Below are 12,388 nucleotides of genomic sequence, written 5' to 3' on the forward strand. Positions count from 1 at the left end.
TATCCAGGGGGTGTTGTCGTCCATGAGACGCGCGGCCCACCCGTGTTGGTTGCACCGTCGGACTTGGAAAGCTCAGGCAAGCGTCCGGCGGCGCTCATTACGGGAAATCGTAGGGCTCATCGCTTCAGGAGCGCTGGAGAAATTCTCGAAGTTCGATGAGAACTGGGAGAAAAACGGGGATTCATCGCTATTCGGACGGACTGTCACAGTCCGAAAAGGTCGGAGATCCACGTGAAGTCGAACGACAGGAAGTCCCAGTCGAGCTCGCCGAGGTAGTCGATGCCGACCATGAACAGGAAGACGCCCGTGACGAGGTGCGCCAGGCGCGCGGACTTGCGCTTGGCGTGGAGCCAGCGGCCCCACAGGATGCCCCCGGCGATGCGCACCAGGAAGAACAGGCCGATGGCGACCGCGAGCACGAACAGGTAGCTGAACACCTGGTTCTGGAGCGTCTCCAGGCCGGTGGTGACGACCCGCAGCAGCCACATGATGAGCGAGAACAGGCCGCCGATCACCGACAGCTCGAAGCCCTTCGCGAGCGAGCCGGGCGGGCCGAGCAGCGGGTGGCGGTCCTGCTCGGCGAGCTGGCGCTCGCTGGGCTCCTCGGGGTCGGTGGCGAGGCGCAGCCGCGGCAGCGGCCCGCGGCGCTCGGCCGGGCCCGCAGAGCGGCCGGGCGAGAACGACCCCTGGTCGGGGACGCGCACACGGCCGGAGATCGGCTGCTTCTCGGGCGCCGGGCCGGCGTCCATGATCCGGGTGCCGGAGGGCGGCGGCGACTGCGGGACGACCTGGGTGGGCGGCACGCCCATCGCGGCGGGGGCGTCCATGCGGCGGGTGCGGTCCGCGCCGGGCGCCAGGCGCCGGGTCGCGTCCGCGGGGCCGCCGACCTGGTGGCCCCAGTCAACGCCGAGGTCGGGCAGGTTCGCGCGCGAGACCACCGCGGCGAGCTCGCTGATCCAGCGCGGCAGCTCCTCGGTGCGCGGCCGGTTATCGGGGTTGTCGTCGAGCGGCGCGGTGAGCAGCTCGCGCAGGCGCGGGTTCGATTCGAGGACCGGGTGGCGGCGCAGCCGCGCCCACGGGACGCTCTGCTCCTGGCCGGGCGAGTCCGTGCGGGCCGTCGCGCCGGTGACCAGGTAGAACGCGATCGAGCCGAAGCCGTGCACGTCGTAGGCCGGGCCGACGGTGCCCTGGTGGGCCTCGGGGCCGGCGGTCTCGCGCGTGTACGCGATCGTCGTCAGGTGCGCGGGCGTGTGGTAGCGGGCGCCGGTGAAGTCGATGACCTTCGCCGACCCGTCCGGGCCGATGATGACGTTGGCGGGCTTGAGGTCCATGTGCAGGACCGGGTGCGCGCCGACCGGCGGGTGGTGCATGGCGTTCATGACGTCGAGCACCGACCGGAGGGTCCGGGCGGCGTCGACGCGGCCGATCCGCTGCGACAGGAGCTGGCGCAGGTCGTGGCCGGGGAGGTATTCGAGGACCTGGAACGGCATCGGGTCGCCCTGCGGGGGCCGCCCGGACGGGTGGGGGGCGCGCCCGTAGAACGCGTCGATGCGGCGGCAGATCGAGCCGACGTTGCGCGAGTGGAGGTCCATGAGGACGGCGTCGCCCTTGTCCCAGGAGCGGAACTGGTGCTCGCGGGTGTCCTGCGGGTTCGGCCGGAAGACCTTGACGGTGAGGGGCGCGGAGGAGATGCCCGCCGACACGCGCACGGCCTGGTACACGTCGGCCTGGCCTCCCGAGCCGAGCAGGCCGGTGAGCCGGTAGCTCTGCTCTGACCCCGGGAGGGGGTCGGCCGGGCCGCAGACGAGGTCAACGGTGGCGTTCGACATTGGTAGGTCCTTCGCGAATTCAGGCTGAGTCCATAGCGTAACGCCCGGAATCCACCCTTCGCGGTCCCCGGAGGGCCGGTTGTACGCATCATCTCAGCAACGCTTCGGAGGCGGCCCGGGATCAGCGGCCGGCCCCCCAGGGGCTCTCCCCCTGCGGCTGGGACCCGAAGCCCGCTGCGGGCTGGCCGTAGGAGCTGGCGGGCGGCGCGGGGGCGGCCGCGGGGTTCATCGGCTCGAACACGCCGCCGGGCTTGCCGGGGGCGGCGGGCGAGGACGGGGCCGGGACGGCGCGGTCGTAGCTCCCGGAGGAGGCGGCCGCGGGGGCGGCGCCGCCGGAGCGGGCGAGGGACCACAGCGCGGGCGAGAGCGCGACGGTGAGGACCCCGAAGCCGACGGCCCACTGCTCGAGCGGGGCGTCCTCGGCGAAGCCGGTGAAGTCGAGGTCGGCGAGGTGCCAGGCGACGGAGGCGGCGAGGAGGAGGAGCGTCCCCAGCAGGCCGACGACCTGGAGGAGTTGGAGGAGAACGCGAAGACCCTTAGACATGGTTTGACGATACCGACACCCGTCCAATAACTCCAGGCGCGATCTTCCGAATCCTCCCGGTTGCCGGAAACGCGAAGGCCCGGGCCGGAACCCGGGCCTTCGCGTTCGATCCTGTTGCGCCCTAAGGGATTTCAGGCAGCTCGTGAGTGGACTCCCAGGCCGTGAGCATGTCGATGCGGCGCTGGTGGCGCTCCGAGCCGGAGAAGGGCTCGTCGACGAACGCGTCCGCGAACGCGGTCGCCTCGTCGAGGGAGTGCATGCGCCCGCCGATCGCGACGACGTTCGCGTCGTTGTGCTGGCGGCCGAGCTTCGCGGTCTCCACGCTCCAGGCCAGGGCCGCGCGGCAGCCGGGGACCTTGTTCGCGGCGATCTGCTCGCCGTTGCCCGAGCCGCCGACGACGATGCCGAGGCTGCCGGGATCGGCGACGACCCGGGAGGCCGCGTGGAGGCAGAACGGCGGGTAGTCGTCGTCGGGGTCGTACGAGTGCGGGCCGACGTCGACGACCTCGAAGCCGCGGCCGGACAGGTGCTTGACCAGGTGGTCCTTGAGTTCGAGGCCCGCGTGGTCGGAGCCGAGATAGATGCGCACGATGACAGACCCTAGCCCTTCGGGAGCTCGGCGATGGCGAGACCGGCGCGGGCCTTGGGCACGAACCAGGTCGACTTGCGCGGCATCTTCAGCCGCTGGAGGTTCACGTCGATGAAGTCGGGCACGGTGACCGGCGCGATGAGGATCGCCAGGTCGGCCTTGCCCGCGTCGACCTGCGCCGCGAGCCACGAGGCCGGGTAGTCGCCGCCGACGTACGTGATGCGCTTGTCCCCCGCGTCCCAGCCCAGGAGCGCGGTGAAGACCTCGTGCTCGACGCGCGTGTGGTCGAGCCTGTCGACCACCGATCCGTCGCGGTCGCCGAAGGAGACCTCCCAGGTGCGGCCCTGGCCGTACATGACGACCGTGCCGCCCGCGGCGGGCGTCTCGGGCGGGCCGTCGGTTTCGGCGACCGTGGCGCCGATCTGGCCGATCTGCTCGACCAGCTGCGACGCGGAGCCCGGCAGGCCCTTCACGAGGCGGTGGTAGGGCCGGATGACGACCGACTGGGGCGTGGTGATGACGGCCAGGAACCGGTCGAGCCCGCCGACCTGCGCGGCGAGCGAGCGGTGGTTGCCGTCGGCGACGATGAGGTCGCCGTCCCCGGCCAGCGCGGCCAGCTCCTCGCCGGCCTCGCCGCCGATCGCCCAGACCTCGTGGACGCGGCCGGACTCGTCGGTGTCGGCGGCCACGGGGGCCCCGGCGCCGGCGATCGCGGCCGCGACCGCGGCGTGCAGCTCCTCGCCCTTGGAGGACTGGAGCAGGAGCACGGGGCTGAGGAGGTGGCGCAGGAGCTGGTTGAGCTCGTTGCGCTGCTTGACCTTCTCGATGAAGACGTCCTCGTTGCGGATGACCTTGCCGGGCTCCTCCGCGGAGGAGGAGATCTCGGCGGTGTCGACCAGGCAGAACACGCCGTACGCGACGGGCTCCTCGCCGCCGGAGATGCGGTAGGCCACGGCCACGTCGCCGAACGCGGCGAACCGGCCGGCGTCCTTGAGCGCGCCGAGGCGCTCGGCCGCGGCCGGCAGGGACGCCTCGAAGCCGAGTCCGGCGGCCACCGCCTCGGGCGTGTGGGCGGGCATCTCGACGCCCAGCATGGACGCCGGGTTCGCCTCGATGATCCGAGTGATCTCGGTTTCGTCGGGGAACTCGTCGTAGTTCTTCGCGCCCGTGCCTCCGGTGGAGAGCCAGGCCAGATCGATCGGGTGTGCAGCAGTCACGCCCCGAGCGTAATCGACCGTGTTCGCGGCGCCCGTGGCCGCCGAGTGAACTCTCGGGATGTGACACACTTCTTTCATATCCGAACCCAAGACGCTGGAGGCATCGTGCCGTCGACGCACATTCTCACCAGAGACGAGGCCGAGCGGCGGGCCGAGCTGCTCACCGTGGACTCCTACACCGTGGAGCTCGACCTCACCGGGCACGAGCGGGGAGACACCTTCGGCTCGCGGACCGCGGTGGTCTTCGACTGCGCCGAACCCGGCGCGGAGACGTTCATCGAGATCGCGGCCGAGCGCATCGAGGACGCCTTCCTCAACGGCGAGCCGGTGGACATCACCGCGTTCGACCCGAAGGCGGGCCTGCGCATCACCGGGCTGGCCGCGCGCAACGAGCTGGTGGTGAACGCGGTCTGCGCGTACTCGACCGACGGCCAGGGCCTGCACCGCATGGTGGACCCGGTCGACAAGGAGACCTACCTGTACTCGCAGTTCGAGGTCGCGGACGCGCAGCGCGTGTACGCCTGCTTCGACCAGCCGGACCTGAAGGCGACCTTCACGTTCCAGGTGCGCACGCCCGGGCACTGGAAGGTGATCTCCAACATGCCCGCGGCGAGCGAGACCGACATCGAGGCGATCCAGACCAAGGTCACGCTCTTCGAGACCTCGGTGCGCATGAGCCCGTACATCACCGCGATCTGCGCGGGCCCGTACTTCGGGGTGCACGAGGTCCACGACGGCATCGACATGGGCCTGTACTGCCGCCAGTCCATGAAGGACCACCTGGACCCCGAGGGGGTCTTCGAGGTGACGCGGCAGGGCTTCGACCACTTCCACGAGCACTTCGGCGTGCGGTACCCGCTGCCCAAGTACGACCAGGTCTTCGCCCCCGAGTACAACTTCGGCGCGATGGAGAACTTCGGCTGCATCACCATCGCCGAGGCGTCGTTCCTGTTCCGCTCGCAGGTCACCGACTTCGAGCTGGAGCAGCGCGCGAACGTCATCCTGCACGAGATGGCGCACATGTGGTTCGGCGACCTCGTCACCATGCGCTGGTGGGACGACCTGTGGCTGAACGAGTCGTTCGCGGAGTGGGCGAGCCACTGGGCGAACGTCGAGGCGACCCGGTTCTCGGGCGCGTGGACGACGTTCCTGTCGGCGCGCAAGAACTGGGGCTACGGCGCCGACCAGCAGCCGACGACGCACCCGGTGTACACCGCCGCGGGCGACACCGAGGAGATCCAGGCGAACTTCGACGGGATCACCTACTCCAAGGGCGCCTCGATCCTCAAGCAGCTGGTCGCCTACGTCGGCATCGACCCGTTCCTGGCGGGCCTGCGCGCGTACTTCCAGAAGCACCAGTTCTCCAACGCGGTCTTCTCGGACCTGCTCGGCGAGCTGGAGGCCGCTTCGGGCAAGGCGCTCAAGGACTTCGCGGACACGTGGCTGCGCACGGCCGGGGTCTCGACCCTGCGCCCCGAGGTCGCGGTGGACGCGGACGGGAACTACACCTCGGTCGCGGTCTCCCAGGAGGTCCCCGCCGAGCACCCGACGCACCGGACCCACCGGATCGCGATCGGCCTGTACGACCTCGACGGCGGCGCCCTGGTGCGCCGCGACCGGATCGAGGTCGACGTCACGGGCGCGTCCACGCCGGTCCCCGAGCTCGCGGGCGTGAAGCAGCCGGACCTGCTGCTGCTCAACGACGACGACCTCACCTACGCGAAGCTGCGCCTCGACGAGCGGAGCCTGGCGACCGCGGTCGCGCACACCTCGGCGCTGGAGGACTCCCTCGCGCGGGCCCTGATCTGGGCCGCGGCCTGGGACATGCTCCGCGACGCCGAGCTGAACGCGTCGCAGTTCGTGGAGCTGGGCTGCCGGAGCCTGACCGCCGAGGACGACATCAACATCGTCACCGTCGCGCAGCGCCAGGTCGCGGGCGCCCTCGCCTACGCCGACCCGGCCAAGCGCGCCGGGCTGCGCGAGCAGTGGGCGCAGGCCGCGAAGACCGCCATGGAGACGGCCGCGCCGGGCTCGGACCCGCAGCGGTCCTGGGCGAAGGCGTACGCGTCGGCGTCCCGCTCCGAGGCCGACCTCGCCCGCATCGCCGGGTGGCTGGAGGGCGCGGACGTGCCCGAGGGCCTCGCGGTGGACGCGGACCTGCGCTGGTCGCTGCTGACCGTGCTGGTCGCGACGGGCACCGTCGACGAGGAGGCGATCGACGCCGAGCTCGACCGCGACTCGACCGCCGACGGCAAGCGCCTCTCGTTCATCGCCCGCGCCGTGGTCCCGACCGCGGAGGCGAAGCAGCGCACCTGGGAGCGGATCGTCGACCCGTCCTCGGAGAACTACGTGCGCCGCTCCTCGATGCTCGGGTTCGCGCCGCTGGACCAGGCCGACCTCGTGCGCCCGTACCTGCGCCCGTACCTGGACGCGGTGCCGGAGCTGTGGGAGAAGCTGGGCGCCCAGCAGGCCGTGGAGTACTCGAAGTACGCGTTCCCGTCGAACCTGATCGACGCGGAGACGATCGCGGTGCTCGACGCGTGGCTCGCCGAGGACCGGCCCGCGCCGGTCAAGCGCGGCGTCGCCGAAGGCCGCGCCGACACCGCCCGGGCCCTGCGGGGCCAGGAGCTCGACGCGCGCGGGTAGGACCGCCTCCTCGGGGCTCCGGGACCGGCCCGCGGACGGGCGGTCCCGGAGCCCCGAGTGCTTTTCACACCGTTGGTAAGCTCGCCGTGTCGCGGCTCGGCCGCGGCGCGCCCGCCCTGGGGATGAATGGAGAGAGCAGTCTTGTCCGCGCTTTTGCCGGTGGTCGTCCTCAGCGCCACCCTGGTCGCGCTGTTCGGCGTCGTCCTGCCGCTCCTGCTCCTCGGGCCGGTCCTCGCCTCGCGGACCCGGCCGCAGCCCCAGCAGCTCGTCTTCGCCGTCGTCCTGCTCATCCCCACGGTCGCGATCGGCTCGGTGTTCCTGTCGTGGTGGGCCGTGGAGTGGCTGCGCCGCTACGACGTCCCCGCGCCCGAGCTCACCGGCATCGCCCTCGTGGCGGCCGCGGTGGTCGGCCTCATGGCGCCGCTGCGCCTGCCCGCCGGTTCGGGGCCGTTCTGGCTCAAGCCGCTCCTGGGCTTCGCGTCGGGCGTCCTCGTGCCGATGTCGATCATCTGGACCGTCGAGGCCGGGCTCCACGAGCTCGCCGCCGCGGGCATCGCGCTGCTCCTGCTCGTGGCGCTGGTGGTGTTCTTCCGGGTCATCGCCAAGCCGATCGCCGACCGCCGCCACGCCAAGCAGACCCGCACGTCGGTGCTGCGCTTCCAGGGCCAGCTCGTGGACGTCACCGACGCGGACTGGACGCTGTCGAGCGCCCGCGGCACGGCCGACCGGATCGTCCTGACCTACAGCGGCGAGGCCGAGGGCAAGCCGATCGGGGCCGCCCTCATGCTCAAGCGCGACATGGAATGGGTCCCCAAGGCCCGCGAGAACGAGTCCGCGGTGTTCGAACTCGCCAAGGGCCTCAACGGCCAGCCGACCGAGGCGGTCCTGGCGCAGAAGCAGATCGGCACCCCCGCGACATTGACGATGCGCATCCCCGGCACGACGATCCTGTCGATCCGCGAGACCGTCGCCGACACCCTCTCGTGGGTGGAGTTCATCGGGAAGCTGGAGCTCACCGACGCCGACGGGCTCCTGGAGCGCCGCCGGTCCGCGGACGACGAGCCGGCCGAGTAGTGGACGCGACGGCGGCCCGGATGCTTCCGCATCCGGGCCGCCGTTCTCGTAGGTGCCTAGCGCCCCTGGGCGGTCTCGGCGAGCATCCGCAGACCGGTGACGATCCCGCCGGCGAGCTGGCCGGCGCCGAACGCGGCCTCCATCGAGAAGACCACGAGGGCCGCGGAGCGGTCCGGGATCTTCTCCTGGGCGAGCTTGCCGGTGACGATCTCCAGCTGCCGCTGCTCCGGAGAGACCGCGACGAGCACGGAGCGGTCCGGGTCGGCGAGCTTGTCGTGCAGCGCCTCGGCCGCGCCCCGCACCGGGTCGTGCAGCGGGCCGACGTAGACGCTGTAGTGCAGGCCCCCGCCGTCGCGCTCGGCCACGGACAGGGCCTCGTCCAGGTGCAGCAGCTCCTTCACGTCGAAGGGGCCCTCCAGCATCGGCTGGCGCATGTGCTCGGGGCTGCGGTCGACGCCCTCGACGACCGCGACCTGGTTACCACTTGCCATGGGAGCCTCCCTTGGGTCCACTGGCGACGGCCTCGCCGTGGGCGGCCTCGAGCTCGGCCGCGTGCGAACCGGCGTCGCCGGGAACCGCGCCGTTGCGGGCGACGAACCAGACCGGTGTGAAGTCGTAGGGGCGGCCCGCGCGGTAGCGGGACTGCGGCCGCGGGTGGCGGAGGAAGACCACGGTGAAGACCGCGACCACGACCAGGATCGGGGCGCCGAACAGAATCAGCCAGTCCTGGAAATTCATTGTTGCTCCCGTAGTTGCAGAGACAGGTGGCCCCCGCCGGAGTACGGCTGGCAAGCGGGCGCCGTGACCATGCCTCTCAGCCTAATCCAATTGCGCCCCTCACATCACCGCAGGTGGGAAGTCGGTGCCGCGGGTCGCATGCAGTCCCGGTTCCCAAGGGGCGGCGCGCATCGGGTATGGGAAGGGCCCGCCGGCGGTCGATGACCGTTCCGGCGGGCCCGCCCGTCCGATGGGGAGGCTACGAGAGGCGGGCGCGCTCCTTCCCGTGGCGCGGGAGCCACGCCTCCCACGCCGGGTCGGGGCGGCGCTGGCCGCGGAAGCCGCGCAGCTGCCATCCCGAGGGCGGGCGGGGGACGCGGGGGAGCCGCCAGCCGAGCTCGGCGAGGGTCTTGTCGCTCTTGCGGTGGTTGCAGGGGGCGCACGCCGCCACCACGTTGTCCCAGGTGTGCGTCCCGCCGCGCGACCGGGGCACGACGTGGTCGATCGTCTCGGCGGAGGAGCCGCAGTACACGCAGCGCCAGTCGTCGCGGGTGAACACGCCGCGGCGCGAGGGGCTCGCGCCGACCTGCCTGGGGATGGCGACGTAGCGGTTCAACCGGACCACCGCGGGGACGGGGATGTGCATGGTTTCGGAGCGCAGAAAACCGTCACCAGGGGTGACGGTTTCAGCCTTGCGAGTGAGCAGCAGCACCGCCGCCCGCTTCACTGGTATCACGCACAGCGGTTCGTAACTCTGGTTGAGGACCAGCGCCGACCCGAGACCGACGCCGTGCGTGAAGAGATTCGCTTGCACCCCTGGGGAAGGATCATCGCTGTCGAGCGTGCTCCTATGTCGAGGACCTATCACGGTGACGTACCTCCAAGCCATCGGTCCCCACAAGTTTGACCTATATCTCAGAAAATTGCACCCTGGTTCCGTGGGATCTTGAATGACGAACGAATATCGTCTGTTCGAACCCCCGGTGGCGCCGGACGGTGCGGACCGGTGGACCGTGCGACCGGGGTCGGAAGCGGAGAATGGTGAACGTGGAAGAGCTAGCGGCGGCCGAGACGGCCTCCCCCTGCGATGCGGGGTTCAACGCCTGCTCGCTGCTGTGGCGGATCACCGACAGCGAGGAGTTCGCGGTCGACGCCGGCACGGTCCTCGACAAGATCGGCCAGGTGCTGCTGATCCTCGTCGCGGCGATGCTCCTGCGCTGGCTCGTCAACCGCGCGATCGCACGGATCATCAAGCAGGTCACGACCATCAAGGGCCCGCAGTCGATCGCCGACCTGGCCGACAAGCTCGGGTCCTCGAACTCGCGGCGCGACGAACTGCTCGGGGACCGGTCCAAGGCCCGGGCGGAGACGCTGACGGGCGTGCTCCAGCACGTCAGCGGCATCGTCATCTACACCGTGGCGTTCATGCTCGTCCTCAGCTCCTTCAACGTGAACCTGGCGCCGATCCTCGCCAGCGCGGGCATCGCCGGCATCGCGATCGGCTTCGGCGCCCAGAACCTGGTGCAGGACTACCTCGCGGGGATCTTCATCCTGCTGGAGGACCAGTACGGGGTCGGCGACAACGTCGACGTGGGCGACGCCACGGGCACCGTGGTCGACATGGGCCTGCGGGTGACCACGCTGCGGTCGCTGGACGGGACCCTCTGGTACGTGCGCAACGGCCAGATCCTGCGGGTCGGCAACTCCAGCCAGAGCTGGGCGTACGTGGTGGTGGACACGCCGCTGCCGCCGACGGCGGACATCGACCGGGCCGGGGAGATCATCACCGGGGTGGCCGAGGAGTTCAAGGACGACGACGCGTGGCGCGACCACGTGCTCAAGGAGCCCGAGTACCTGGGCCCGATCGAGATGACGATCGACGAGATCAAGGTGCGCCTGGGCGTGCGGATGACCTCGGACCAGCAGTGGGCGGCCGGGCGCGAGCTGCGGCGGCGCGTGACGGAGGCGCTGCGCGACGCGGGTGTCATCGACCTGGCGTCGAGCGGGCGGATCTACGTGCCGCGCACGATGGCGAACGGCGGCCCGGCGGGCGCGGCCGGGGCGGCGGGCACAACCCCGTAAGGGGTTCGGGCGGTGCCGTGAGCGGCGGAGGTCTGGACCCTTCTCGGTGATATAGCGCCCATTCGGTGTGACGCGCATCGGAACGGCTTTCCACTCGGGTCCGGGGTTGGCACGATTGGGAGATGCCTACTGACAGCCCGCGGGCCGTTGTGCCCCTCACGCCGACTGGACAGCCCGCGCCCACGCAGTCCTTCTACGAGGCGGTGGGCGGCGAGGACACCTTCGAGCGCCTGGTGACCGCGTTCTACGCGCAGGTCGCCGACGACCCGGTCATGCGGCCGATGTACCCGGAGGAGGACCTCCGTCCGGCGGCCCGCCGCCTGAAGATGTTCCTGGAGCAGTACTGGGGCGGCCCGCACACGTACTCGGAGGAGCGGGGCCACCCGCGCCTGCGGATGCGCCACGCGCCCTTCGTGATCGGCGAGCGCGAGCGCGACGCCTGGCTCAAGTGCATGCGCACCGCCATGGACGAGGTCGCGCTCCCGGCGGAGTACGACAAGGTCATGTGGGAGTACATGAAGCGGGCGGCGGACTTCATGCGGAACGCATGAACAAAGAAGCACGGCATGCGGAACGCATGAAACGAAGAAGCACAGCATGCGGTACGCCCGAGCCGAAGGCTCGGAAAGCGGAACGCACGAGCCGAAGGCTCAGGTGGGGAATGCCTGGTCTCAGCAAGACGATCGAGGGCCCGGACGCATCGCGTCCGGGCCCTCGCCGTAGCCCGTTTCAGCCGCGGTCCGCTATCGCGTTACGGCGAGCAGCGGATGACGACTTCCTGGTAGAGCTCGCCGAGCTCGTTCTGGTAGGCGATGTACTCGTCGGTGAAGAGCTCCTCGAAGCTCTCGGCGTCGGCGTTGATGTCGCCCTCGTATTCGAGGCTGTTGTAGGCGTCGAACGCGGTCTGGCAGGCCGCGAAGTCGTCGGCGTCGAGCTGGAGTCCGGCGAGGTCGTTGACGAGTTCGCCGTTCTCGGTGGTCAGGGCCTCTTCGGAGGCGCGCAGGTCCTCGATCTCGGCGGCGCGGGCCTCGGACTCGTCGGCGGCCTGGGTGTACAGGTACGCGAAGGTCCCGGCGACCAGGCCGACCACGACGAGCGCGATCGCCAGGACGACCGTGCCGGCCTTGGAGGGCTTGCGCGGCGCGGGCGGACCGGGGATCGGGCCGGTCGGCATCGACTGGATCGGCACCGGTCCGGTCGGCATCGACTGGGTCGGGACCGGGCCGGTGGGGTGCGAGAGGACCGGCATCGGGCCGGGCGCGGACGGCGCCGGGCCCGAGGGCATCGGCGGCGCCGGGGCGTACTGCGGGGCGGCGACCGGCGGGGCGTACTGGGGGCCGGGCGCGGAGGGCGGCGGCGTCATGGCCGGCTGGACCGTGTTGTCGATCACGGGCGGAAGCTGTGCCGCCGCAGGCGACTCGGCGGACGCGGCCAGCGCGGGCGCTTCGCTCTGCGGCGCGGCCGTCTCGGCGGGAGCCGCCTCAGCCGCAGGGGTCTCGACCGGGCTCGCCTCGACCACCGGGGTCTCGACCGGGCTCGTCTCGGCCGCCGTTGCGGCGGGCGCCTCGGCGGCGCCGGTGGTCGCGGGCGCGGGGTCGGGCGCCGCCGTAGGGGTCTCCGTCGCCTGGGGATCGGCGTCGCGCGGGGCGTCGGGGTTCGGGAGGGTCATGGGTGCTCCTGTATTCATTTG

The 12,388-nt window shown here is 71.2% G+C and carries 12 protein-coding genes; 4 read left to right on the top strand and 8 right to left on the bottom strand.

What is annotated here, in order from left to right:
• Window positions 1-203 precede the first annotated feature (203 nt).
• From BLS99_RS04070 to BLS99_RS04085, 4 genes are all read right to left on the bottom strand, one after another.
• Window positions 204-1,829, bottom strand: a complete 1,626-nt coding sequence (locus BLS99_RS04070) for a serine/threonine protein kinase (RefSeq protein WP_091043893.1) — start codon at window positions 1,827-1,829, stop codon at window positions 204-206.
• Window positions 1,830-1,950: 121 nt separating this feature from the next.
• Entirely contained in the window at window positions 1,951-2,373 is a 423-nt protein-coding gene (locus tag BLS99_RS04075; RefSeq protein WP_091043896.1) for a hypothetical protein, read from the bottom strand.
• 121 nt (window positions 2,374-2,494) lie between these two features.
• Window positions 2,495-2,962, bottom strand: a complete 468-nt coding sequence (locus BLS99_RS04080; protein ID WP_091043899.1) for a ribose-5-phosphate isomerase — start codon at window positions 2,960-2,962, stop codon at window positions 2,495-2,497.
• Between the two features lie 11 nt (window positions 2,963-2,973).
• Window positions 2,974-4,179, bottom strand: coding sequence for a DUF1015 family protein (locus tag BLS99_RS04085; RefSeq protein ID WP_091043902.1), 1,206 nt, complete (start codon window positions 4,177-4,179; stop codon window positions 2,974-2,976).
• Window positions 4,180-4,284: 105 nt separating this feature from the next.
• Here BLS99_RS04085 and pepN point away from each other — a divergent pair, with 105 nt between their 5' ends.
• Together pepN and BLS99_RS04095 are read left to right on the top strand one after the other, a co-directional pair.
• Complete coding sequence (pepN, locus tag BLS99_RS04090) at window positions 4,285-6,825, top strand: aminopeptidase N (RefSeq protein ID WP_091043904.1); 2,541 nt, start codon at window positions 4,285-4,287, stop codon at window positions 6,823-6,825.
• Window positions 6,826-6,966: 141 nt separating this feature from the next.
• Window positions 6,967-7,899: a hypothetical protein gene (locus BLS99_RS04095; RefSeq protein ID WP_143034679.1), complete on the top strand. Its 933-nt coding sequence runs from the start codon at window positions 6,967-6,969 to the stop codon at window positions 7,897-7,899.
• A 56-nt stretch (window positions 7,900-7,955) separates the two neighbouring features.
• Here the strand turns inward: BLS99_RS04095 and BLS99_RS04100 are convergent, their stop codons facing one another.
• The 3 genes from BLS99_RS04100 to BLS99_RS04110 all read right to left on the bottom strand — a co-directional run bounded on the left by BLS99_RS04100 (window position 7,956) and on the right by BLS99_RS04110 (window position 9,430).
• Complete coding sequence (locus BLS99_RS04100; RefSeq protein ID WP_342761256.1) at window positions 7,956-8,333, bottom strand: DUF5130 family protein; 378 nt, start codon at window positions 8,331-8,333, stop codon at window positions 7,956-7,958.
• Between the two features lie 43 nt (window positions 8,334-8,376).
• Window positions 8,377-8,637 (bottom strand): aa3-type cytochrome oxidase subunit CtaJ, encoded by a 261-nt coding sequence (gene ctaJ, locus BLS99_RS04105; RefSeq protein WP_091043915.1) that lies wholly within the window; start codon window positions 8,635-8,637, stop codon window positions 8,377-8,379.
• A 238-nt stretch (window positions 8,638-8,875) separates the two neighbouring features.
• Entirely contained in the window at window positions 8,876-9,430 is a 555-nt protein-coding gene (locus tag BLS99_RS04110; RefSeq protein WP_245712143.1) for an HNH endonuclease, read from the bottom strand.
• 233 nt (window positions 9,431-9,663) lie between these two features.
• Between BLS99_RS04110 and BLS99_RS04115 the strand changes: the two genes are divergently transcribed.
• Both BLS99_RS04115 and BLS99_RS04120 read left to right on the top strand, forming a co-directional pair.
• Complete coding sequence (locus BLS99_RS04115) at window positions 9,664-10,698, top strand: mechanosensitive ion channel family protein (protein WP_176953192.1); 1,035 nt, start codon at window positions 9,664-9,666, stop codon at window positions 10,696-10,698.
• Between the two features lie 122 nt (window positions 10,699-10,820).
• On the top strand, window positions 10,821-11,249 hold the full coding sequence (locus BLS99_RS04120; protein ID WP_091043924.1) for a globin: 429 nt from the start codon (window positions 10,821-10,823) through the stop codon (window positions 11,247-11,249).
• Between the two features lie 200 nt (window positions 11,250-11,449).
• Here BLS99_RS04120 and BLS99_RS04125 read toward each other — a convergent pair whose 3' ends face one another.
• Window positions 11,450-12,367, bottom strand: a complete 918-nt coding sequence (locus BLS99_RS04125) for a hypothetical protein (RefSeq protein ID WP_091043928.1) — start codon at window positions 12,365-12,367, stop codon at window positions 11,450-11,452.
• Between the last annotated feature and the right edge of the window lie 21 nt (window positions 12,368-12,388).

The sequence above is a fragment of the Glycomyces sambucus genome (assembly GCF_900102815.1).
In the GTDB taxonomy this organism is placed as follows: Bacteria; Actinomycetota; Actinomycetes; order Mycobacteriales; family Micromonosporaceae; genus Glycomyces; species Glycomyces sambucus.